Below are 23,498 nucleotides of genomic sequence, written 5' to 3' on the forward strand. Positions count from 1 at the left end.
CGAGTTCGTTGCCGATCGGAGCAGACTCCACAGTGGTGAGATAATCGACATCCATCCACCGAAGACATAAGCCCGGCCGCTGAGGGCGATGACACTCAGGCGATTCCTCGCGGATTTGAGACCGAGAGATGCAATGCCGATCACTCACAACGACTGACGCATGATAGCCATCGTTTGCTCTGCATGCACGGAAATGTGAGATTCGTCGTTCTGCCTAAGCCGACTGGCTTAATCCGATGAATTGGCCGTCTTGGGAATGGTGAAATGAAAGATTCCGCCACGCCCCTGGCTACTTTCCGACCAGATTCTGCCGCCCAGACGCTTGATGAATTCGGCGCAAAGGTAAAGTCCAAGGCCGGAATGATTTTCCTTGTTGAGGTCGAAGATTTTTTCCTCAAGCTCAGGCACAATGCCATGACCGGAATCCAGAACAGAGACCTGGAGAGACTCGTTCTGATCCTGGATTCTGATTTCAATCCTGCCATTCTCGGGAGTAAATTTGATAGAGTTGGCCAGAAGGTTACGAATCACAGTCTGAACCAGGTTCCAGTCGGAGGCAATGGGCTGCCGGGTCTTGGAAGCCAGGGATACATGGATGTTCTTATCGACGATCGCCGGCTGCAGAAAGGCCAGGGTTTCCTCAATAAGGGTCTCCACCTCGAAGTTCCGCCGTGATATCTGGAGCACTCCGAGTTCTGATTTGGACCAGATCAGGAGCTGGTCGATCAGCCCCACGCAGCTGCGGGCGCTGAAGTGCATCGTCTCCAAAAGAGCGCTCAGATCCTGGGGATGATAGCACTCAATCTTTCCCGCGAGGTTTTCGGCAGTCAAAGCCAGACCGGATAGGGAGCCTTGCAGATCATGCCCCATGACGGCCAAAAGCTTTGTTTTCATCTGATTGATTTCTTTTAACTCCAACTCCACCTTCTTTTGCAGCGAGACATTCTTGAAGATGATAAGAAACCCGGTGCGACCAACAAGCCCATCCTGCAGGGGTCTTTGAATGATGTCATAGAACTCATGATCTTTCTGCCAGTGCAGTTCACAAGGGTCCTCGGACCGAATGCGATCGGAAAGCCCAGGTTCGCGGCCGAAGACCTGATCCCAGGGAGCACCCATAATGCCAGGAGGGAGTCCAAAGACGGTTTGCGCTGGAACGTTGAAGTCAACGAGGTGGCGCTTGAAGTCAAAGACGAAGTAAAGATCGGGCGTATGATCGAGGATCTGGCTCCTCGCAAAAGGTATCACGTCCAGGATATTTCGCCGGAAGATCGCATAGGCCATCATAAACGCGGATGCTGCGAGGAGGGCCGGCGTCAGCTGCAGGAAGCGGAGATTTTCATAGTAGATGACAGCCAGGCTGTCGATCAGAAAAGGCGCGAATATAGCCAGATTGATAAGCCAGGTCTTCAGCCGGTGGTAGGGACTCAGATGGCGTTTGGCTGTGAGTATAAGAAAAATGGAAAGGATCGTGACAATTCTGGCCTGGATATTATGGATTATAAACCAGGGTCCATTCGAGAAAGCCAGGAGGTCCACACCCCGGTAGTGAAGCAGTCGATAGTTGCCAATAAACTGCTCATGCAGAGGACTGATGATAAGAGCAAGGCCGATCAGCGGAGTCGCTGAAAACAGAGCCCAGACCCATCTGGGCCAAGGGGATCCGCCGTGCAGAGTATGGGCGATCACGATAATGCTGAGAGGAAGGAGAGTCGGGGATAGCATTTTCATGCGATTCAAAAGGATTTTGCTTCCGAAATCGTCCACATGCGGAATCAGGGCAGCAAAAAAGGACCAAACGCCGCATAGGATGAAAAAGACCAGGAGGGCTCCCGCCGGAGGCAGGCTGCGGAACTTCAGACTATAAAAGGCCAAACCCAGCATCAGAAAGGCCGATAACCATTGAATCAGGTTGAGAATCACATAATCAAAAGGCATGCTGTATTCCAAAAGCGGGTTGGTCTTGAACTCTTTAAAGGATAACTCTAGAATTTGAGTATGAAACAAGCAAAAGTTTTTATCGTTGAAGACAACTTGATTTTTCGCATGGGTCTGAAAGAGCTCCTGAGTCAGGACGAACGGTTCCTTTGCATTGGAGAGGCGGATAATGGGCTGAATGCCTTGTCCAGTCTGTCCAGGCTGGAACCTGACATTGTCCTTTTGGATCTGGAAATGCCCCGCTTCGACGGTGTTCAGTTCCTGCGCGAGCTTTGGACTCTGCGTCGGGGCTTACGCGTCCTGATCCTTTCCCAGGATTCTCCAAAGCACCGCATCCAGGAACTTCTGGATCTGGGGATTGATGGGCATATCATGAAGGTCGAAGACAGTTCAGAAATCCTGCGTGGACTGCATGCACTTGCCGAGGGGCAGAAATACTTCAGTGCAAAGATGGGCGAGCGCTATTACGACCTTTTACGTGAGTATCGACTGACTGCCGCAGCCGCGCCATCCACGGAGCATGTTGTGGCTAAACTTTCCCCGCGCGAAAAGCAGATTGCTCTTTTGATAGCCGAGGGCAAAACCAACAAAGATATGGCCAGAATTCTGGAATGTTCCGAGCATACCATCAAGTGTCATAAGGCTAATCTTATGCGCAAGATGGGTGTGCAGAATTCAGCCGAAGTGGTGGCCTGGACGTCTCGCGTCAGGCTTTTGTAAGCGAGTCAGGGAAGAATGGGAAGCAGCTTGCGGCAGGATTCGCGAATATAAGATTTCCGTTTGCTTACTCTTTGCCACTGTCCGTCAATGAAAAGCCGCGACATTCCATGCACAGAGGCCCAGGCTAGATTTGCCATATGATTTTTTTCCTCGTCTGTCGCATCAAGCGGAAGACAGGCTGCGGCTGTCTGTTTCAAATGGCCGAAGGATTTTGAGGATAGCTGCTTGACCTCCTGAAAGCGTTCATCCTGAAAAAACCGAGGATCAAACATCAGTCGATAATGGGCTGGGTTTTCCAAAGCAAAGTTCACATAAGCCACGCCCAGTTCCAGGAAGCGGTCCTTGGTGCTTAAGGTCGCGTCTTCAGTCACAGCCTCCAGCGCTTCAAGAAATTTTTCATAGCCATCCGCGGCAACCACCGCAAGAAGATGCTCGACACTTTCAAAATGCCGATAGGGAGCTGTGCGCGAAACATCCAGTCGCCGCGCCAGCTCACGAAAGCCGATCAAAGCCACCTCGTCCTTCCGAAGCATGTCCAATGTCTCAGCAATCAGAGCCTCTCTGAGATCCCCGTGATGATAATTTTTTGTCATAAGCGCGGAACCATCTCCTGATGTTGACGGTGACAACATTTCTAGAGTATCCAGGGAATTGAAGTCAACAGAGGAGTCGTAAACCATGACCGTAGGAACGCTGCTGCGCCGTGCAACACTTGATAATCATTATGATAGTATAGTCATTGGCTCGGGGATCGGTGGCCTTACGACCGCTATTTGTCTGGCCAAGACGGGCCAGAAAGTGCTGGTGCTCGAACGGCATTATACCGCGGGTGGGTTCACGCATACCTATGAACGCAAAGGCTACGAGTGGGATGTCGGTGTTCATTATATCGGGGATGTGCATAGGGAAGGCTCGACCTTAAGGCGGGTGTTTGACTATATCGGAGACGGGGACATCCATTGGGCCGAGATGAGTCCGGTCTATGACCGTATCCATGTCGGGAGTGAAGCCTTTGATTATGTGAAGGGCGAAGACGCTTTTCGCGAGCGGATGATTGCGTATTTCCCCGAGGAAAAAGCAGCGATCACGGACTACATTAAGCTCATAAAAAAGGTGAATCGAAGCTCGTCCTCTTACTTCATGGAGCACGCTTTACCCCCGTGGTTGGCGAGGATTCTTTATAAGCGGCTCACAAGCCCCTTCCTTGAGTTTGCCAGGCAGACCACTGAAGAGGTTCTGCTGCGGCTCACAAAGAATCGCAAACTCATCGCGGTCCTGACTGGTCAGTGGGGTGATTATGGGCTTCCGCCGAGTCAATCCAGTTTCGCCATGCATGCCCTCGTGGCGAAACATTATCTGAATGGAGCCGGCTATCCTGTCGGTGGGTCTGCATCCATAGCCCGCGCTGCTGAAGCTGTTTTGAATAAACACGGCGGGCAATTGATCACGAGCGCAGCTGTCGAGGAAATCATCATAGATGGGAGGAAAGCCACAGGAGTCAGGCTACAGGATGGACGTACGATTACAGCCAGGAATATCATAAGCGCTGCCGGCGTCATCAACACCTTTCAAAAACTTCTGCCGGATACCTGTCCCGTGAAAAAGGAGTATCTTCGGAATCTGCAGCGAGTCACGCCTTCCTTTGCTCATATGTGCCTTTACATCGGCATCAAGGGTGATCTGAGAGAACTGAAGGTCCCGAGCACGAACCTTTGGATCTATCCCAACGAGGATTACGATGCGAACCTTCAGAAGTTCACTCCCAAGCCGACCTTTGATTTCCCGGTCGTCTACATTTCCTTCCCGTCAAGCAAAGACCCCGACTGGGATAAAAAGCGTCCCGGTAAAAGCACGATAGAAATCGTGGTCCCGGCGCCTTATGCGTGGTTCGCGAAATGGAAAGACACTCCCTGGCAAAAGCGTGGGCCCGAGTATGCCCAGCTGAAAAAAGACATGACCAACCATCTTCTGGACATTCTTCTTGCGAAGTATCCCCAGCTTGAAGGTGTAATTCACTACACTGAACTGTCGAGCCCGCTGTCCACCGCTCACTTCAGCAACTATGAACACGGCGAAATTTATGGCATCAACCATGACCCGCAGCGGTTTCAGGAACGCTGGCTACGGACCGACACTCCTGTCCGGAATTTGTATCTCACCGGTCAGGACATCGTGACCTGCGGGATTGGAGGCGCCCTGAGTGCGGGTGTGCTCACAGCGATCCGGATACTTGGCCCCTTCCGCGCCCGGCATCTGATCGCTCTGATGAAGCCCGGCAAACGTACGGCTTCCGCAGCCCTTTGATGCGCAGTTTGGGCTGGTTCTGGACTTCGGTCCGGAATTTGCAAATTCCTGCTTAGGGTAACGAAGGCTCATCGACAAGGAGACTCTATGTATATTCAGGTTAATGCTCACAATTCACTCACGGCTCCAGCCAGACTTCAATCCTGGGCATCGGACGAGCTGGAGAGGGCTCTGAGTCGTTTCAGTGCGAAGCTCTCCCGTATCGAAGTTTATCTGAGCGATGAAAATAAGGACAAAGAAGGCGCAAACGATAAACGCTGCGCTATAGAAGCGAAACTGGATGGTTTTCCCATGATGGCCGTCGCGCATCAAGGCGATACGATTGGCGAAGCGCTGTTGGGAGCAACGGAAAAACTGGAGCGGATTCTGGATAAGAAAATCGGCAAGCTCCAGCATCATAAAGGTCACACACCTGTCGGCGGTGAGCCATTCGCGGATCTGAATCCAAGCCGCGATGAAGAGGACGTGGACCAGGAGTTTGAAACCCTTTAACGGGTTCACGGTTTGATGCCGCGGGCTCATGCCCTTGATGCTCTGCGGTGTCACCTCCGATTTTTCTTCTGCATTTTTCCGCCAGTGTCTTTCATCCCCAGCATTATGTACCCGCTTTCATTTACATGGATTCCCAAGCTTGACAAGCCCGCTGGCCGTTCTAATCTGCAGGCAGATAGACGATAGAATTCTCAAACCATGCAACACACCGGGAGAATTTGTTATGGCCAATACACCTGATCTGTGGCGTGATATGGATCGTTCGTTCTCGGGTTTCGGAACCTGGCGCCCGCTGCTCAGACAGCTCGATGATATCTTCAATGAAGCGATGGACACGCGCTTCGACAGCGGCCGCATGATGGTTCCGCAATGCGACATGGAGGAATCCGCGGACCACTTCCTTCTGAGTTTTGATATGCCGGGGCTGGACAAGGACAATATTGATATCGAAATGCAGGGTAACAATCTGATCGTGACAGGGGAACGCAAGCAGGAAAGCGAAAGAGGCGAAGGCCGCTCGCGCTTTGTCGAACGCCGTTACGGACGTTTTGAGCGTTCCATTCGTTTGCCGCAAAACGTAAAAGCCGATGGCATCGAAGCGGAATACATGAACGGTGTTTTGAAAGTCGCCGTTCCCAAGTCCGCTGAGTCGTCCCGGCACAAGATCAAGATTGGCAGTGGCAGCAGCAGCGGCATTTTCAGCAAAATTGCGCACAAACTGTCCGGTAGCGACGCGTCGGTTGGCGTCAAAGGCGGGGAAAGCGCTCAGCAGAAGAGCGAAATGAAACACTGACGGCAGGGGTGGTGCCGCCCCCTTGGCATTGGGACGGCACAGCCTTGCGCCTGCGTGGGAGCGCCTGAGTGGCGATTCTCCCAAGGAAGTGAATTCGCCACGGATTTGCGTGAATGCTTAGGATTTTCCTAGTCGTGACCGCTTCAAAAACTGCTTGTTTCTATGTACTTTCTCTGCCCCTGCTAGCAAGCATGAAGGTTTTTTTCAATCCTTTGTTGCCTCGAAAAGATTTCTTTAACGGGCCGCGTTTCGTTGCACCTGTGCAGGGGAGCGGTATAATTTTTTTATATCCTCCCGTCCAGTGTGTGCAAATGTCTTGCACGTATGGCAACACTTTAATTTGCTCAGCAGCAATGTGGAGAAGGGTTTGGAAATTTCCTTATACTCCGATTATTCGTTTCGTGTGCTCATGTACCTTGCCCTGCATGGTCAGAAACTGGTGCAGATCAAGACGATCAGTGATGCCTATCGCGTCTCGGAGAATCACCTGGTGAAGGTCGTGCAGCATCTGGTGCGCCTTGGGTATGTGGCGTCGGTGCGGGGCCGGAGTGGTGGGATTCGATTGGCCAAGGCTCCCGAGGACATCGGCCTTGGTGACGTTTTCCGAAAGACCGAGCCAAGCCTGAAGCTCCTGGCCTGTTTTGAGCCTGAGCATACCGGCTGCCCGATCGTCAGCGTCTGTGACTTGAATCTGACATTTCAGAAGGCCATGAAATGTTTTCTGGATGAGCTGGACCGGCAAACGCTGGCGAATCTGGTCGTTCGTCGGCAGTCGATGCTGGGGGCCTTGAACATCCAGCCTTACGTCGTGGAAAAGCAGCAGCAGACGAGTTGATGCCTACTGATTGCAGAAATCGCGGAGAGCCTGGCTGATGCCATCCGCTGTGGGACAATTGCTGGCGGTCTTGTTTTCCGCTATGGGATTGTTTTTCAGATCCAGCACCATCAAAGCGGAAAGGTCGCTCAAGGGATTGACGTCCTTGATCTGGTTGCCGGACAGATTCAAAATATAAAGTTTTTTCAAAGCGCCGATCGCTTCGACATTGGTGACTTTATTCCGACCCACATAGAGCTCCTGGAGCGTGACCAGATCACGCAGAGGGCTGACGTCGGTGATCTGGTTGTTATCCAGTACAAGGTCCTTGAGCTTCGACAGACGCTTGAGCGGACCCAGATCCTCGATCCGATTTCCATAAAGGTGCAGCCACTGGAGCTGATCCAGATCGCCGATCGGCGTCAGATCCTTGATGTCTTTTTCATTGAGCACAAGGAAAGTCATGCCCCGAAGTTTCGATTCCGCATCCCGGCAGTTCTGAGTGCCGGTCATTTCCAGAAGGACCTTATAGGTTTTCGCGGCTTCCGAGGCTGGATCCGTCTGTTCGCAGCGGGTGGCAAAAGTCTCGCTCGGTGGAATGGCCTCTTTCACGGGTTCCCTTGCAGCTTTACAGGCGGAAACGCAGACGAGCAAACTGAGCACAAGCGAAGCTTTTCCCATGCGGGCACCTTTGGAATGCTGTGGCGAATTAGATTTCCAGCATAGCATGACGCCTTCCTTTGTCCAATGACCTGAGCCGGCGATTCCCCTGGGGAATAACGTGCCGGCTGTATGTTTTTTTGACAGTTTCCAGAATATTCAGCGCCATACTTACTGATTTCCTTGGGGAATTCCCAGGCAGGGCTTTTGCAATATATACGCCGGGAACAGGTTGTCCCGCTGATGTTGTGTTCCGCCCTGCTGCTGTGAGGTGCCCTGTGAAATATCCTGATTCCTATTGCATCAAGTGTAAAAAGCATACCGATACCCTTGGCAAACATACGATCATGCTCGTCAATAATCGTCGCGCTTTGAAGGGTATTTGTCCTGTCTGCGCCACGGAAACCTACCGTTTCATGCCGAAGAAAGACGATGTTCGCGTCACGCCGCCTCTTTCCGTAATCTCGTCGATTCAACCCCGCAATGCTCCGGTCTCGGCCGTGCTTCCGACTACGGCTGCCAAACGGCTGGATCGTTATGGAAGGACTTCGGCGGCGCAGGAAATGCTGTATTACGGGAGTCTTTTGGTGGTGCTGGGCCTGGCTTTGGCGGTTGGGTTCGTCGCCATTATGAAGATGATGTAAAAGGGTTCCTGAGGAACCCGTTGGATGGATCTTAGTAAGTCACAATCGCTGCGGCCCAGGTAAAGCCTGCCCCGAATGCCGCCATCAGCATGGTCTGACCCCGAGCAATTTTGCCTTCCCGAATTGTCTCATCCAGCAGCATAGGAATGGATGCGGCCGAGCAGTTGCCGTATTTTTGAATATTGTTGTGAACTTTATGCGGAGGAATCTGCAGAAGCTCTGCGACTTTTTCATTGATGCGAATATTCGCCTGGTGGAAAAGGAAGTGGTCGATGGAATCCAGCGTACGGCCTTCCTTTTCCAGGACTTCCTTCACGACCTGGGTCAAACGCTCCACAGCATGTTTGAAGACATAGCGGCCTTCCATAAAGGGAAAGAGCTTACCCTGCTCGCGATCTTCGTCGGTCATCCACACGCCTTTGCTTGTGCCTGGCTTTTCAACCCAAAGACGATCCGCAAACTGACCCTGGCTGTGAAGGGCAACCGATCCAACGCCGGCCGGTTCTTCGGTGGCTTCCAGGACAACCGATCCCGATCCATCACCGAAAAGAACAGCCACATCACGACCGCGCGTGGTCCAGTCGAGCAGCGGCGAATGAGCTTCCGCACCAACGACCAGAACGCGCTTATACTGCCCGGATTCAATGAAGAGCTTGGCGACGTTCAAGGAATAGATAAAACCCGAGCACTGGCAGCGCAGGTCCATGGACGGCGTGGTTTCGAGTCCGAGTTTTTGCTGAAGAATGGCGGATGTTCCCGGAAATTGATGATCCGGAGACAGGGTCGCGACGATGATGAGGTCGATGCTTTCCGGTGTGCAGTTGGCGGCAGCCAAAGCCTTGCGAGCGGATTCCAAAGCAAGGTCCGAGGTGGACATGCCGGGCTCGATCACATGCCGTTCTTCAATGCCCGAGCGTTGACGGATCCACTCGTCCGAAGTGTCCATGAACTGTTCCAGATCCTTGTTCTTCAAAACTTTTGGCGGAACATAAAGGCCAGTTCCCGCGATGCGGGCACGAATTTTAGCTGGGGTCATCGAACGGTCTCCTCACCAACTTTGGCATGAAGCAGCCAAAATAACTAAGGAGGGGATCATACCCTCGTTTCAGGCTTCCGTCAAAATCAAGTGGCAGGCTGAAGGCAGGGAGTGCGCAAGGGGAAACAAGGGGCCCCTGAAGGCCCCGCAAGAGCAGAGGTTTACTCTTCCCACATCGAAATACCGGCCTCGAAGAGATAACCCTCGCCACGCGAAAACAGGGCTTTACCTGTCAATATGTCGAGGGAGTTCTGCATGCGATTGGGGTAAAGTTCGAAGGTCAACGTGGTGTCCTTGATCTGATCGGGTGTGAGGGTCATGAAGTAGTCGGGTGACGCTTCATTTCTGGCTTTGACGCCGAGGCCCACAGCTTCCGGATCATCCAGGACCATGCTGAATTCAATCCGGCCTTTGGCAGGATTCAGACTGAGTTTGGCTTTCCGCATGGTTTCCCCGGCCAGACCAAGCCCGGCCGGACAGTCGATCGATACGCGATTGGTTTTATCAAAGCAGCCTTCAAAGACTTGACTTTCAAAGTCTTCAAAGCTGATAGTCGCCCGCATGATGTCCCCGACATGAGTGACGGTCATACGATAGGCAATAAAACCAAAGGCCACATCCCCAGCATTGGCGCTGCGAATACCGGCCCGCAGCGCATCACTTGCAACCGCCGTCAGACGATCACGTTCCGTGCGGTGAAAGGTGAGATCCTTTTGCAGTGTAGCGAGCTCCGCTTCCTTTTGATCCTTGATCACGCGGTCGGCGGGACTCATGGGGAAGACCTTGCCGATGAAGATATTGTTGATGGCGGTGATGGCGTCCTGCTGCAGACCGAGGCTATCCGCGGAAGGCTGGCTCAATGTCTTACCGGGGGCCAAGGCGTGGAAATAATAATCCGAGTTGCTGGCCTGAGGCGTGCCGACGGTTGGACGCTGACCGAAGAATTTCACGGAATCGGAAACAGTTTTCAGATCCGCGCGATCCTTGACCACCATCAAAGCCGAGTTGAATTCCACATCCAAAAGGAAGGACTGGGGTGTTTTCTCTTTCCAGGTACGGGCAAAGATACCGCAAATAAAGCCGAATTCCGGATCAAGCAGCTTCTGGCAGGAGGCTTCCGTGCCGATCGAAGGCTTGCCGCTTTGCAGCGCTGTGTAGAAGTAGACCTTCTTTTTGAAGATCGCATCCTTCACAATCGATGTCGCGGTCTTGATATAAGGCGCCGAGATCGTTTCATCAGCCAGAAGAATCTTACGGAAGATTTCGGTCTTGGCCTTGTCTTCAAAGATGGGCTTCAGAAGTTCACCGAGACTCGTTCCATTCTGAGTCAGAAGACTGCCGCTCTTCACGACACCTTCCTGCCAGATACAGGTGAAATAATCACCGGTGGTGCAGGACTCACCCTGGAAGTATCCGCGTTCCTTATAATAGGACTCGCAGAGCTGATTGGGACTGGGACGCTCGGTGTAACCATCGACAGCCAGCGCTGCGAACACAGGATGCGCCGCGAATTCAACAATCTTCGCATCGCAGTAACTGGCAAAGGTCGCCTGCAGTTTGGTGCTGTCTTCAGGGCTTAAACCCAGCTGGGCGGAAGCACCGGTAAACCACTCCGCTGCAGCCTTCTGCCGATCAGCCAAAGGAATGTCTTCACCGCGCTTCTGGGCTTCGGTCAAGAACACCTTCAGATCTTCCTGCTTCTGTTTGATTTCGGTGACAACGCTTCCCGAATCCCCATAGCGGGCATCGAAGTCCTTTTCATTCCCGACAAAGCTTTTGGCATCAGCGGCCTTGATACGCGTAAGTTCGGAAGCTCCGATCACATCGGCCAGAAGATTCACGTTGCCGGTTGGATTCAGAATCAGCATCGTACTCTTATAGCTGACCTGGGTCTTGCCGTCCGTCAGGGCAAAGACGTTGTCTTTGATGGCGGGAAAGGCGGGAAGGCCCACGGTGTCGACAGACTGCTTTTCGGCGTTCGCGCCTTTACCGCAACCCTGAAGAGCTGCAAGGCCGAGGACGACCAATCCTAAATATTTCAGATTCATGATGATTCCCCTCGATTAAAAGAACAGGTTGATGTCCATCTGCGCAAAATCCGTAATCGGCATATTGCGGCTGGCCAGCTGACGTCGATATTCAAACATCACGTTGGCGGGCAAAGGGAATTCCTTGCGGCGATAAGCTTCCACCGTGGAATAACCGATGCGGGCCTGCGCATATTCCGAATTCTGATCCGTCCAGCGCTGCAGCTCGCTTTTCACAGCAGCCTCGGGCACATCATAACGATCGCCGAACTTGCGATAGTAAAGAGCGCCGAGTCCACCAGTCACGCCGGTGATGGCCGATTCATACTGAACAGAAATGCCCGCATCAACCTTGTCGCCGTATTTGAAGTCTGTGGAGTTCACAGGCACTTCAATACTTTCTTCATAGGTTTTCCAGGGAATCCGGCGGGTGTCCGGAGCCTGGTAGGTATACTTGGCAAACTGGTTCAGAAACACGGTGCTGCTCAGCTGCTGATCGAAAGTCAGCTGCGAGAAAACATCCCACTGTCCGTCACCAAAAGGCAAATCGGTGAGAATACTCGGGCTATCACGACGGCCCGTAGGGGCGACAAAGCCTCCGGTCACGGCCATTTTCAAAACGTCCTGATTCACGGCGCGGTATTTCAGGGCCAACGTGGTATCACCCCAGCCCGTTTGATTCCAGGGACGCAGTTCCGTGTAGTTCCACTTCACCAGTTTGCGGTTCAGGCGGCCGATGGCATCCTGGAATTTCTCGACAGCTTCCTGGGCGGATCCATAGTTATTCATGGATTCTGTGGTCAGGCGGGCCAGGAAATCATCCGCGCCGGCGTTGGTGCGGAAGCCGGGTTCGATATCGGTGCTGGTGCTGTAATAGGGCACAGCAAGGGCGATGGTCAGGTTATCCGTCAAACCCCAGCCGACGATGGGGGCCCAGACGTTGATGCGCGCGTTGAGGTCCGCGTAGAAATCACCAACGGACTGTTCCTTATCGATGCCCTGCTGAATCAGAAAGGCTTCCAGCTGAGTTCGTTTTAAAGGATCCTCTTCGGTCGAAAGAATGCTGCGGAAGCGGAGAGGACGCCAGAGGGGTTCAGCGAGGGAAATGGAATTGCCGTTCGGATCTGTTTTCTCGCTTGTACTGGTGTAAAGTCCCCGAATGTTCAGGTTGCGAATGCCTTGCGGCAGAGTTTTGGTGGATTCAAACGCAGAAGCAGCCCCGGCACTTGTCAGCAGCGCGAAGGCAAGAACGTGATTCCTTTGCATGGCTCTCTGTCCTCACAAACACAAGGGGGCATAAGCCCCCCCATGAGAATTGTTTATGACTTATCAGGGAATTAGCTGGCTGGCGTTGCGGCCTTCAGCTCGGTGATCGTCTTCACGCAATCGACTGTTTCAGCGCGAATGAATTCAGGGATCAGACCTTCTTCCAGGTAAGCAGGGAAGTCAGCGAGAGCCTGCTCGGCAGTTGCGAGCGAGTCAGAGTATTTTTTCAGTTCGTTGAGGGTGATGATTTTGCGGCGGTAGTTTTCGCAGAAGAGCGCGCCTTCAGCGTTGCCGGGATAAGCTTCGGAAACAAGGGCTTGATCCACGAGTTTCAAAGCTTCGTCTGGGTTATAGAGTCCACCGGGAAGACCTTTGGCTTCCGGGTTGCCTTTGACAGCAGCTTTCACGCGGAGCAGTCCGCCGCCTTCATAGGTGGTTCCGCCTTGGGTGGCAAGACCGGCTTCCAGAGCTTTGTTCAGTTCTGGCAGAAGGGTCAGGCGCTGAATGACGTTCGAAACTTCGGCTTCATAAGCGATACAGCTGGCTTTGAAGTAGTAATAAACTGGGGATTGGAAACCAAGAACGGTGGGGTTCACCAGTTCAGCGCCAACTTTCCAGCAATCGTTGAAGATTTTCTTACGGGCAGCGCGATCGGTATCACCAACCGTTGTATAAAAGTGGGTGCCTTCGAAGATCGAGGCGCGCAGATAACCTTCTGCAGCGCGGATCAGATCGGCGTCTTTGGCGCCTTGATCCAGAATCGCTTTATAGGCAGCGCGGGCTTCCTGGGTCGCAGCCACCGACGAATCACGCAGAGCATATTTGGCATCAGCTTCGGTGAAGTCAGCTGCCTGTGCGCTCATGCTAAAGCCGAGGGCCAAAGCCGCAATCCATTGTTTATTAATCATAAAAAGCCTCCTGAAAATTGAGCGGTTTAAGAACCTGTACTGAAGTCTGGCCAAGCTACCTATCAGTGTGGCTATTGTCAATTGATTAGCAGGAAAGATAGATTCAGACGTTCCTAGAAAACTTGCAGCGTCTTTGGCCGGTGTAGAACTTGTCTGACAAGTGTTTGCTGGCTTCAATGAAAGGCATTGAGGTGATTTGCGGGGAAGCGAATGGTCAAAGCGGCAAAATGGGGGCAATAACGGCCAATTTTAGACAAGTGTACGCTGAAACCAAAATTTTTCTCATAATTCTCTGAAAGGTCTTAGCTGACTTTCATTCAGGGCGAATTATCTTGTCACCATGCCCGTCTTTCAGTATGGGAACAGTGTCAAAAGGGAGGAACTATGCGTATTTTGGTTGTCGAAGACGATAAAGCTTTGTCCAGCCTACTCGTGCGCGCTCTGCGCGAGGAATCCTATGCTGTCGATTTGGCTCAGGATGGTCAGGAAGCGGAATGGCTGGCTTATGAGAATCCCTATGACGCCATCGTGCTCGATCTTATGCTGCCCATCAAAGATGGACTCACCGTTCTGCGCAACCTGCGCGCAGGCGGCATCAGCACCCCCGTACTGATCCTGACAGCCAAGGATACCACGCAGGACGTCGTCAAAGGCCTTGATGAAGGCGGTGATGATTACCTGAAAAAGCCCTTCAGCCTGGACGAACTCCTGGCCCGCGTGCGCGCCCTGCTTCGTCGCAAGGACACCGAGGTGGCGACTGTGATAGAAGTCGGCCCGATCAAGATCGATCCTTCGAAGAAAATGGTCACCCGCGAAGGCAAGCCTATCGAGCTGACCGCGAAGGAATATGCTCTGATGGAATACTTCGGGCGCAATGCAGGCGTTGTCTTGAGCCGGACCCAGCTTTCCGAACACGTCTGGGACATGAACTTCGAACCCACCTCGAACGTGGTCGACGTCTATGTCGGGTACCTGCGCAACAAGATCGACAAACCCTGGGAAAGCAACTTCATTAAGACTATGCGTGGTCACGGTTACATGCTGGATGTGGATGGACGCTCGACGACAGCGGACGCCTGAAGGAGATGCGCGTGCTGTCACGAATCCCGATACGAATTCGTCTATCCGTCGGTCATGCGATTTGGATGGCTCTCATCTTTGTAGCCATCGGGATTGGTGTCTCGAAAGTCGTTGAAGATTCTGTCATGCAGTCTCTGGATGCGACTCTTTTGACTTCAGCGAAGACGCTGCGTGATGCCCAGCATAGTCAGCAGCAAAGACTTTCCATGATTCACGATCCCCTTTACTGGGAGTCCCTGGTCGATGAATTCCTGGGCGGTCGCCGTTACGTTCGAGCCTATGCGCAGCTGATTGATCCCTCGGGAAAAATTCGCGCGCGTACCAGCAATATCCGGGTGAACCTTGCGGTTTCCACGGCGGCGCTGGAACGGGCGAAGATGGGCCAGGAAACCTATGAGACCTATCGCATGGCCTCGGGTGGTTCCCTCCGCCAGCTGACGCTGCCTGTCATGCGCCACGGGCAATTCACCGGGGACCTGATTCAGGTCGCGGCCTCGATGAGCGCCTCACTGAATAATATCAGCAACGCACGTATGATGGTTCTGATCACTCTTGGACTTGGTTTTGTCGTCTCGCTGGTATTCGGCTATCTTTTGACCAGCTGGTCTTTGAAACCTGTAACCCGGATCACGCGGGAGGTGGCGGCTCTTGGTTTCACGGATAACTTCGATCGCCGTTTGAAACTCCCCTCGGCGGAAGATGAATTGCGTCTTCTCGTTCGCACGTTCAACGAGATGCTCGGCCGCATTGAAGATGCCTTTGGCCGTTTACGCCGCTTTGCAGGCGACGTCAGTCATGAACTTCGCACGCCTATTGCCGTTCTGCGGGGTGAGGCTGAGCTGGCTTTGCGTCGCGAAAGATCCCCTGAAGATTATAAAAATTCCATGCGCACCATCGTCCACGAAGCCGAGCAGATGTCAGCGATTGTCGAGAATCTTTTGCTTCTGGCGCGGGCACAGGGCGAGGCCATCCAGATCAGTCTGGAAGAGGTAGGCCTTGAACGTTTCGTGGAAGAGCTGAAGCAATCGGTCGCCAAGAATTTTGAAGAGAAGCAGGTCACCCTTGCCGTGGATACCAGCGAGTGCCAGGATAAAACCGCGCAGATGGCTTCCGGGTATGTGACCCTCGCGTTGAAAAACATTCTTTTGAATGCGTGCAAGCATTCCAGCCCCGGTCAAACTGTGGAATTCAAGGTGCATGACAAGGTCAACGAATGGCACTTTGAAATTCGCGATTATGGGGAAGGAATTGCCAAAGAGGCCCTGCCTTATATCTTCGATCTTTTCTATCGAGCGGACACCGCGCGGAATCGTTCCACCGGCGGCGTGGGCATTGGTCTGAGTCTTGCGAAAGCTCTTGTTTCGCTGCATAACGGGCGTATTGAAGTGACATCGGAAGCGAAGCAGGGCGCGACTTTCACTGTTATCCTTCCGCGCAAAGTGGAAACGCCTGAAAAGAAACCGCAGCATCGTCCCATGGCGCAGCGTATTCGCAGCTGGAAACGCTGCGGCTGGTTCCGGCGGCGTCTGCCTTCATGAGGCGCGCAGATCGTCGGCCAGGACTTTGTCAGCGCCGTTGAGATAGGATCGAATCACGTCCGTGTAACGCCCGTTCGCGGCATCGGGCCAATGCGTGGCCCGCATCCAGACATCCTCATCACCCAGAAGGCGCTTTTTCAGATCCGCATAGGAAATCTGATGCGCCGGCATCCGCGGAAAATAGGAGTGGCTTCCCAGATCGGACAGTTCACCGATCTGCAGCGGCATCACAAGGCCTTCTTTTTCCAGCTTATGCAGGGCCTTCCGCACAGGGCTGAGACTGACTCCCAGGTCCTGGGCGATCTTTTCTGGAAAGGCCCCTTTCCCCTGATTATCTTCGTAGCTTCGATAGATGGCGAGCAGCACAAGAAAAGGCATGAGCGCCTGAAAGTAGTCGTCACGCACCAGTTCGTGAATGGCTTCGACTTCCACCTCGTCGCGGGTCCACCCTTCCATGCTGCGTTTGGTCACAAGGGCTCCAAAGAGCGTGATAAACCAGATGATATAGAGCCAGAAAAGAAAGATGGGAACCGCAGAGAGGGCACCGTAGAACGCCTGATAGCGCGTGAAGCTATTGATATAAAGGCCGAAGAATTTGACCGCCAGAGTCAGGAAGATGGTGCTCGTCACGGTCCCAATCAAAGCATGCTTGATGGGAATGACTCGATTCGGAACCACTTTATAAAGGAGGAAGAAGAATCCTGCCATGCTGCCAAAGTAAATAGAGTCCCCTAAAAGCTTGGTCGCGAGTGAGACGTCCACATACTTGGATACCATCGCGTTGGTGGAGAGAGTGCCGATCGACACCGCCAGCATGAAAGTTCCCAGCGTAAGGAAGGTCCAGAAATAAATGAAGCGGATAAGAACGGGCCGGGCTTCCTGTATCTCGAAGATTCGGTTCAGCGCCATTTCAATTTCGCGAAGCAGAAGGATCAGGGCCACCATCATCCCGGCGAAACCGGTCATCCCGATTTTTTGAAAGTCGGTGTTGGCCAGAAAAGTTTCCAGGTATTCAACCGCCTGATTTCCACTGCCGGTTGCCAGATTTCGCAGAATGAAGGATTCGATCTGCTGGATGAAGTCGGAGTTTTTGCCAAACATCGGCGTGAAAAGAGAGACGAGGGCGAAGGAAGCAGCGAGGGAGGGGATGAGCGAGAACAGAGTCACGTAAGCCATGGCATAGGCGTATTTCACGATATCTGTGCGCGCGACGTCATCTTTGATGATGAGCAGGACTTCGAAAGGTCGTGACTTTTTAATCGAAGCCCAGTCCATGCGGTCTCCCTTTTTTTAATGCAGATGCGTCTCGCCGTGTCCGCGGTTATCGATCCAGGTTTGAATCGCAGGCCAGGTCTTATTCCACCAATCTTCCGCGATACGGGCTTCCATAAAAAGACGAAACACCTGATCCAGAGTCTCGGTCAAAATCTCTGTCATCTTGAGGCGATAAGCGAGCGATGGCCTTTGATGCGATCCCCCATCGCCGGTGACGGAGGGCGAGGGTATATTGATGGAGCGAGGTGCAAGGTCCTTGGAGCTGATCAAACAGAAAAAATCACCGAAAGGGTCAATGTGAAGGCCGAGTTTCAGCTCCTTCACGCCTTTGCCGGTCTGCAAAGCGGACTCTGCTTCAAGGCTGCGGCTCGGCTCGCCGCCTTTCAGAGTATGGACATGGGCTTTGGCATCATCCGACTCCAGAACGAGGCGATCCTCGATCCAAAGTTTAACGAGATACTCCTGAGGATCCCCAGGCAAGCGAAAACGGCTGGGATTTTGGTCCGATTCAATGTAGTACCAAAGCCACAGAAGAAAGTCGGCGGCCAGAAAACCCTTCGCCTGGGTTATATCGTTCCATTGCTTGAGCTGTTCAAGTTGCAGTTCGTCCTTGGAGGCCATAAGTTGAAAGAACTCCTGTTGGGAGATAACTGGGCTGTTTTTATGACAAGATTTCGATCATAACGAAGGGCCTCGTGACTGTCAGCATAGATTGAGAAAAAATTATGGGACGCGGCAAAAAGCCGGGAAAAGGCCCGCAAAACAAGAATGATGAACCCCGCCGGATCCGCTTCGAAATCGAAGAGGACGCTGAAGAGCTTTTCCTGAGACATCTTGAACAATTCAAGCCCGATAAGGTGGATGCCGAAGAGCCGAAGGAGCCTGAGAAAAAGGCTAGCAAGACGCACAAAGCGACGATGGTTCATGAGCTTGACCTGCATGGCCTGCGCCTGAACGAAGCCCAGCAAAGAGTTCGTGAAGTCCTGGATGGCCTGCGTGAAATGGCAGGGATGCATAAGGTGAAGATCATCACCGGCAAAGGGCATCATAGCCAGCGCGGCGACAGTGTCCTCGCCAAGGAAATCCACAGCTTTGTCTTGCAGACCTTTCGCCCTGTCATCATGGAGATCGAGGATTCCCCCGATCAGGTGCGCCTTGCGGGAGTTCCCCTGCGCGGGCATTTCCATGTGACGATTCTCGGCAAACGTTAGATGCTCAGGCAAAGCGAGAGTCATGGCGGACGAACAGCCGAAATCCGAAAGCAAAAAGGTCATCAATCCTGTGGAAGGTTCTTCCGCAGTGAAGCCCGAGCTTACGCTCGATTTTTCCCGTCCACCGATGCCAGCGAACAAAATCATTTCGGATCACGATCCCCTGGAAGCCGGTGAATTTTCATCCGAGGAGCCGCTGCAGGCGCTGCAGCAGGTTTCCAACATCAAGTATCGAAGCATCGAACATCCCAATCACATGCTGCGGATCGTGCTCGGCTTCGGCCTTTTGATCCTGGTGTTTGGCGGTCTTTTTCTGGGGCTTCCTTATTATCTGATGCGCACCGATCGAGCGATCAACAAGGCCACCAAGGATTCGATTCGATTCGTTCAAAAAAATCTGGAGAAAAGGGGACTCGGCGCCCAAACCAAGCCCTATGCCGAAAGTCTGCTTGCGCATCTGAAATTGACGGACGCTCCCGGAACGGATGCCGCTGCGGCCAAAGCCTGGCGTGATATGGACTGTCGCTTTCTGATTCAGGAAGCCTTGAGCCGCCGTTTCCGGGGCGCTTTGGATCCCACCGGGCAATATCTTTTGACCAACTGTCAGCTGGCCCAGGATATGCCGCAGGCGGCTTTGCGTCAGCTCACGGAAAACTATGGAGATGCCGCGCAGTTTCAAAGGAACGGCGATTCCTGGGAAATGCTGCCGATGCAGCTGCTCGCGGGTGAGGCGCAAAGAAGGATGCAGGTCTTCCGCCTGGTCGCTCCCAAAACGTATCCGGGCTGTCGCCGCTGGGCCGCATCGCCGAGCTGCATGCAAAGGTTTGTGGATCAGGCGCGGCAACCGTTGCGGAGCCGCTTTGATGATGGTTATGCTGTTTTAAAACCGGGTCTTAAAAATCAGAATCCAGTGTTGAAAGCCTGGCTGGCTCTGGCCACGTCCTGGAATTTTGCCAAGACTGGTAATGGTGTGCAGGTGGAAGGTGTGCTCAAGGAAGCCGCGGGGCTTTTCCCCAGGCTCTATGATCCCTTTTTGGAACGTGAGATCTTCCGCCAGCGGATGCTGAATGCCTATAAGCTGCGCGATAAGAAGCTGGCCATGAGTATCTGGAAGGCGCGACCAGCGGTCCTCATGGAGTCGGATGAGGCCGGATTCTATGATATCAATCTTTTGCGGGCCCTGATGGGGAAGGGTGATAAAGCCGGTCCGGCCCTGGATGAATTCTTTGCGCATCCGGAAAGTCATCAGCGTTATCGTTTTGATCCTTACTTCATCCGCATCGTGGTCGAGCAGGCCATTCGCTATCAAAAGCCCTTGGACGGCCTGACTTACATTGATCGCATCCATGAGCAGCAGGAGGATGACAAGATCCTTGATAGTGAATGGCTGCCGCTGTTAAGGGCGCGACTGCTTTTGGCTCAGCAAAACGGCCTTGAAGCTTTGCAAACGCTTCAGCCTTTGGAGCGCTTTGTCGTGCGTTCGCCTGAGCTGGCTCATCTGAAAGGCACAGCGATGCTGCATGCCTATTCCACCAAACCCTATAGGTTATTGGCCGCTGCCGAATTTCAAAAGGCGGCGAACCTGGAGCCGCGTGGGGAGCATTTCTTTGCGCTGATTTTAAGTTTCCTCGACAGCAAGGATTTTCAAAAGGCTGAAGCGGCCTTTAAATTCTGGCAAAGAGTAAAGCCGCGTCCCGGTGAGGATGCCTGGCGATCTTTGGCGCATGGGCTCTTGAATTATAGTCAAGGCCGCGAGGCGGTGGCCGCGCAAATCTGGAATGAACTGAGTCAGCGCAACCCTGGTTTTGTTGCGGTCAAGAGTCTGAAGACCAACCTCGCCGAAGATCCAAATTATCTTAAAGATCAGATAGTTAAGAAAATCATCCCCATGCTGCCTGCCGATGGTCCCATGAGCCCCCTGGCGGTTTTTCAGTAAAGAACTTGAGGTCTTGCTGCCGAGGCTATATAAAGAGCCACCGTTCCAAAGGAGGCCTTTTGCCATGCATCCAACCGAGACTTTTCAGCTGCAAATTACGTTTTTACCCCAGTCTCACGTGTCCATTGATGAGATCAAGGACGATGTAAAAAACTGGCTGCTCGGCACCGGCGAAGAAGCCTTCGTGGAAGGCGCGATAGATGACCTTTATCTCGATCTGCCTTACGAAGCCGAGGCTCCTGAGCAGTATGCGCAGCTTGGTGGTGATAACCTGCCTTTGCTTGTTTATAAATACGATCGCGAGCACCTTCTGCAGATGAAGCAGAAGCTGGAAGAGGACTTCAAAGGTCTGATCAGCTGCGAAATGAGCGCGATGCTGACGGAAACGTGGATGGAAGGCTGGAAGGAAAGCTTCAAGCCGATTCGCACGCCACGCTTTTATGTTTATCCGCCCTGGCTTGCGGATGATCTTCCCCAGGATTTGATTCCCATCTGTATCGAGCCCGGCATGGCCTTTGGCACGGGACAGCATGCCACCACTATGCTGTGCGTGAAGGCTCTGGAAGAGCTGGAAACGCGCGGTGTGAAGCCCGAGACTCTGTTGGACGTGGGAACGGGCACAGGTATTCTTGCGATCGCCGCGCATAAGCTCGGTTATCAGACAGTGACTGCGACCGATATTGATCCCGATTCGATTATTGCCGCGGGTGACAATGCCCGTGTGAATCAAACGCCTTTGATCCTGGAGCAGGGGACACTGCCCTCGCGCGGCGCGCCTTTCCAGGTGGTGATGGCGAATATTATTTTTTATGTGCTGCGTCGCATCGTGGGTGACCTTGCATCCCAGACAGCGCCGGGTGGCTTTTTGATTCTTTCCGGTGTTCTGGCGGAAGAGGCCCGTGATATGGAAGCTCTGGCGAATCCTTGTGGTTTGATACTGGAGCACGAGGATGTGCAGAGCGATTGGTGCTGCCAGATCTATCGGAAGGTGTGATGTCGCATCGTTTTCGTTTCCTTGGTCGTCGCCTGGGTCCGGAGCAGTGGGAGCTTCTGCCGGATGAATGGCATCATCTTCTGAAGGTTCTGCGTCTGCCCGTTGGGAGTGATGTGGAAATCGCGGATGGTGCTGGGCATGTGGCTCTTGCACGTTTATCCCAGGCGGGGAAAAACGAGGGCGAGCTGGCGATTGCGAGCGAAAGTTTTACGGCCGCACCCGGGCCCGCTTCGCAGGTGACGCTTGCGATTGGGGCTTTAAAACCGCAGAGCGCGGATGATCTTCTGCCTTATTTGATCGAGCTGGGCATGGATGGGATTGAAGTCTTTGCCTCACAATCGGTCGATAAAAACCGCATACAGGACAAAGTTCGCGAGCGCTGGGACCGCATTGCAACGGCCGCCATGAAGCAGTGCAAGCGGCCCTGGGCTCCGCTTATTTCCTGGACCGACGGCCTGGATGCTCTGATTGAAAAATCCTCGGCCTTTCCCAATAAGATATTCCTCGACCCCGATGGCGAGCAGAACCTGGCCCGCTGGCAACCGATCGGCGCGGGTCCGACCCTTGCTGTGATTGGCAGCGAGAAGGGCCTGGATGCGGATGAGGTCGCCGCCCTGCGCGCGGCGGGATTCATCGGCTGCCGCATTGAAGGATCCATTCTGCGGGCCACCACCGCGGCCATAGCCAGCGCCGCCCTCTTGCGGCAGATCATTCCGCACAAAAGCTGACCCGTCCGCCGGACTATGGTAAAATGGAGCGAACTCATCACCGAGGTTTGCGCTCATGAAACAATCCGGTCGCCGTCGCGGTTTCGTGTCGTGGTTCGTGGAACCCTATCGGCAGGTGAAACTCGGTCTGATCTTCCTCCTGCTGAATTTCGTCTTTGCGGGTCTTACGCTCGGCATCTTTGGATATTATATCTGGGATATTTCCCAGACCCTGGCCGTTTACTTCAAGCTCAGCAGCGATCAAAGCATGGAGATCCTGCAGAAGTTTCAGACGCCGGTCTATGCCGGCTGTTTTCTGATGCTCGTCTTCGTGATCGCGTCCATCCTCGTTTCCGTTCGCTATACGCATCAGATCTATGGGCCTTTGGTTTCCATTCACCGATTCCTGGATGAATACCTGAGCGGCGAACCCGTCCAACCCCTCTTCCTGCGCGAGTCCGATCAGCTGCAGGAACTGGCGGAGAAGCTGAACCAGGTGATGTACCTGAACCCCAACGATCGACGTGCGTCAAATCTGCGGCCAATCTTCCGTTACCTGGATGAGCTGCTGGAAGGCGGCAACCCCGAACCCATAACACTGCGCGACGGTGACCAGTTTCATGCCTTGGCGGAGCGTGTGAACCAACTGGGACAAAGGCTTCGCGGTGGGCGTGTGGGCTAAACCGCGAACGGTTAAGAAAAAATTCGTAAGCTTGCTTGACAAGCAGGAGCCGACAGCCTATAACCGTAGCTCTTACCGCGGGGTGGAGAAGCTTGGTATCTCGTCGGGCTCATAACCCGAAGGCCGCAGGTTCAAATCCTGCCCCCGCTACCAACCTAACTTTAAGAAATCATTACAATATTAGAGCTTCGGAAAATACCGAAGGTACAAAAAAGGCACAGGTGCCTTTTTTGTTTTCTGGCTATCGCGTTTTTTCACACCTTTTGAAAATTTTCGCTGTCACGCGAAGCAACCTTGGGCTCTTCCCGATTCAGTGTGGGTGTCACCCTCAGGCCCTTCATGCGCACAGATTCAAAAGCCTTAGTCTATAGTTTTTGAACTCCTTGAACCCGTAAGCCCTTCTCTGGCAAAGCTTTGCCTTTCGATTAAAGCCCTCAACGCGACCGTTGCTCATGCCTTTATGTCGGTGATAA

23 protein-coding genes and 1 tRNA gene are annotated in these 23,498 nt (G+C 53.2%); 14 read left to right on the plus strand and 10 right to left on the minus strand.

Annotated features, from left to right (window positions below; genetic code table 11):
- Positions 1-228: 228 nt before the first annotated feature.
- Positions 229-1,938 carry a sensor histidine kinase gene (locus VFO10_RS20205; protein ID WP_325143556.1) on the minus strand — a complete coding sequence of 570 codons (1,710 nt, stop codon included), beginning with the start codon at positions 1,936-1,938 and terminating at the stop codon, positions 229-231.
- 60 nt (positions 1,939-1,998) lie between these two features.
- On the opposite strand from VFO10_RS20205, the gene VFO10_RS20210 reads away from it, so the two are divergent.
- Entirely contained in the window at positions 1,999-2,658 is a 660-nt protein-coding gene (locus VFO10_RS20210) for a response regulator transcription factor (RefSeq protein WP_325143557.1), read from the plus strand.
- A 5-nt stretch (positions 2,659-2,663) separates the two neighbouring features.
- Here VFO10_RS20210 and VFO10_RS20215 read toward each other — a convergent pair whose 3' ends face one another.
- Positions 2,664-3,251, minus strand: a complete 588-nt coding sequence (locus VFO10_RS20215; RefSeq protein ID WP_325143559.1) for a TetR-like C-terminal domain-containing protein — start codon at positions 3,249-3,251, stop codon at positions 2,664-2,666.
- A gap of 85 nt (positions 3,252-3,336) precedes the next feature.
- Between VFO10_RS20215 and VFO10_RS20220 the strand changes: the two genes are divergently transcribed.
- From VFO10_RS20220 to VFO10_RS20235, 4 genes are all read left to right on the plus strand, one after another.
- On the plus strand, positions 3,337-4,962 hold the full coding sequence (locus tag VFO10_RS20220) for an NAD(P)/FAD-dependent oxidoreductase (RefSeq protein ID WP_325143561.1): 1,626 nt from the start codon (positions 3,337-3,339) through the stop codon (positions 4,960-4,962).
- An 87-nt stretch (positions 4,963-5,049) separates the two neighbouring features.
- Positions 5,050-5,454 carry an HPF/RaiA family ribosome-associated protein gene (locus VFO10_RS20225; RefSeq protein WP_325143563.1) on the plus strand — a complete coding sequence of 135 codons (405 nt, stop codon included), beginning with the start codon at positions 5,050-5,052 and terminating at the stop codon, positions 5,452-5,454.
- Positions 5,455-5,677: 223 nt separating this feature from the next.
- Positions 5,678-6,247, plus strand: a complete 570-nt coding sequence (locus VFO10_RS20230) for an Hsp20/alpha crystallin family protein (protein ID WP_325143565.1) — start codon at positions 5,678-5,680, stop codon at positions 6,245-6,247.
- 367 nt (positions 6,248-6,614) lie between these two features.
- Entirely contained in the window at positions 6,615-7,082 is a 468-nt protein-coding gene (locus tag VFO10_RS20235; protein ID WP_325143567.1) for an Rrf2 family transcriptional regulator, read from the plus strand.
- Between the two features lie 3 nt (positions 7,083-7,085).
- Here the strand turns inward: VFO10_RS20235 and VFO10_RS20240 are convergent, their stop codons facing one another.
- Positions 7,086-7,742 (minus strand): leucine-rich repeat domain-containing protein, encoded by a 657-nt coding sequence (locus tag VFO10_RS20240; protein WP_325143569.1) that lies wholly within the window; start codon positions 7,740-7,742, stop codon positions 7,086-7,088.
- Between the two features lie 257 nt (positions 7,743-7,999).
- Between VFO10_RS20240 and VFO10_RS20245 the strand changes: the two genes are divergently transcribed.
- On the plus strand, positions 8,000-8,365 hold the full coding sequence (locus VFO10_RS20245) for a DUF5679 domain-containing protein (protein ID WP_325143572.1): 366 nt from the start codon (positions 8,000-8,002) through the stop codon (positions 8,363-8,365).
- Positions 8,366-8,396: 31 nt separating this feature from the next.
- Here the strand turns inward: VFO10_RS20245 and VFO10_RS20250 are convergent, their stop codons facing one another.
- From VFO10_RS20250 to VFO10_RS20265, 4 genes are all read right to left on the minus strand, one after another.
- Positions 8,397-9,401 carry a beta-ketoacyl-ACP synthase III gene (locus VFO10_RS20250; RefSeq protein WP_325143574.1) on the minus strand — a complete coding sequence of 335 codons (1,005 nt, stop codon included), beginning with the start codon at positions 9,399-9,401 and terminating at the stop codon, positions 8,397-8,399.
- A gap of 161 nt (positions 9,402-9,562) precedes the next feature.
- Positions 9,563-11,449 carry a hypothetical protein gene (locus VFO10_RS20255; protein ID WP_325143576.1) on the minus strand — a complete coding sequence of 629 codons (1,887 nt, stop codon included), beginning with the start codon at positions 11,447-11,449 and terminating at the stop codon, positions 9,563-9,565.
- Positions 11,450-11,464: 15 nt separating this feature from the next.
- Entirely contained in the window at positions 11,465-12,694 is a 1,230-nt protein-coding gene (locus tag VFO10_RS20260; RefSeq protein ID WP_325143578.1) for a hypothetical protein, read from the minus strand.
- Positions 12,695-12,765: 71 nt separating this feature from the next.
- The gene (locus tag VFO10_RS20265) at positions 12,766-13,602 is read right to left on the minus strand and encodes a hypothetical protein (protein ID WP_325143580.1); all 837 of its coding nucleotides are present in this window, start codon (positions 13,600-13,602) and stop codon (positions 12,766-12,768) included.
- 384 nt (positions 13,603-13,986) lie between these two features.
- Here VFO10_RS20265 and VFO10_RS20270 point away from each other — a divergent pair, with 384 nt between their 5' ends.
- Complete coding sequence (locus tag VFO10_RS20270; RefSeq protein ID WP_325143583.1) at positions 13,987-14,682, plus strand: response regulator transcription factor; 696 nt, start codon at positions 13,987-13,989, stop codon at positions 14,680-14,682.
- Positions 14,683-14,693: 11 nt separating this feature from the next.
- Complete coding sequence (locus tag VFO10_RS20275; RefSeq protein ID WP_325143585.1) at positions 14,694-16,220, plus strand: HAMP domain-containing sensor histidine kinase; 1,527 nt, start codon at positions 14,694-14,696, stop codon at positions 16,218-16,220.
- Here VFO10_RS20275 and VFO10_RS20280 read toward each other — a convergent pair.
- Both VFO10_RS20280 and VFO10_RS20285 read right to left on the minus strand, forming a co-directional pair.
- A complete protein-coding gene (locus tag VFO10_RS20280; RefSeq protein ID WP_325143588.1) occupies positions 16,215-17,495 on the minus strand; it encodes a YihY family inner membrane protein in 1,281 nt (426 codons plus the stop codon). The genes VFO10_RS20275 and VFO10_RS20280 overlap by 6 nt on opposite strands.
- Positions 17,496-17,510: 15 nt before the next feature.
- The gene (locus VFO10_RS20285) at positions 17,511-18,116 is read right to left on the minus strand and encodes a hypothetical protein (protein WP_325143591.1); all 606 of its coding nucleotides are present in this window, start codon (positions 18,114-18,116) and stop codon (positions 17,511-17,513) included.
- A gap of 104 nt (positions 18,117-18,220) precedes the next feature.
- Here VFO10_RS20285 and VFO10_RS20290 point away from each other — a divergent pair, with 104 nt between their 5' ends.
- The 6 genes from VFO10_RS20290 (at position 18,221) to VFO10_RS20315 (ending at position 23,178) form a co-directional block, all read left to right on the plus strand.
- Positions 18,221-18,706, plus strand: coding sequence for a Smr/MutS family protein (locus VFO10_RS20290; protein ID WP_325143593.1), 486 nt, complete (start codon positions 18,221-18,223; stop codon positions 18,704-18,706).
- A gap of 22 nt (positions 18,707-18,728) precedes the next feature.
- Complete coding sequence (locus VFO10_RS20295; RefSeq protein ID WP_325143595.1) at positions 18,729-20,642, plus strand: hypothetical protein; 1,914 nt, start codon at positions 18,729-18,731, stop codon at positions 20,640-20,642.
- 64 nt (positions 20,643-20,706) lie between these two features.
- Positions 20,707-21,636: a 50S ribosomal protein L11 methyltransferase gene (locus VFO10_RS20300; RefSeq protein ID WP_325143597.1), complete on the plus strand. Its 930-nt coding sequence runs from the start codon at positions 20,707-20,709 to the stop codon at positions 21,634-21,636.
- Positions 21,636-22,364 (plus strand): RsmE family RNA methyltransferase, encoded by a 729-nt coding sequence (locus VFO10_RS20305; RefSeq protein WP_325143602.1) that lies wholly within the window; start codon positions 21,636-21,638, stop codon positions 22,362-22,364. Before VFO10_RS20300 ends, VFO10_RS20305 begins: the two co-directional genes overlap by 1 nt.
- Before the next feature lie 55 nt (positions 22,365-22,419).
- A complete protein-coding gene (locus tag VFO10_RS20310; protein WP_325143605.1) occupies positions 22,420-23,025 on the plus strand; it encodes a hypothetical protein in 606 nt (201 codons plus the stop codon).
- Between the two features lie 76 nt (positions 23,026-23,101).
- Positions 23,102-23,178 (plus strand) — tRNA-Met (locus VFO10_RS20315).
- Between the two features lie 184 nt (positions 23,179-23,362).
- Here VFO10_RS20315 and VFO10_RS20320 read toward each other — a convergent pair.
- The gene (locus VFO10_RS20320) at positions 23,363-23,479 is read right to left on the minus strand and encodes a transposase (protein WP_325136710.1); all 117 of its coding nucleotides are present in this window, start codon (positions 23,477-23,479) and stop codon (positions 23,363-23,365) included.
- Positions 23,480-23,498 lie beyond the last annotated feature (19 nt).

This window comes from Oligoflexus sp., assembly GCF_035712445.1.
In the GTDB taxonomy this organism is placed as follows: domain Bacteria; phylum Bdellovibrionota_B; class Oligoflexia; order Oligoflexales; family Oligoflexaceae; genus Oligoflexus.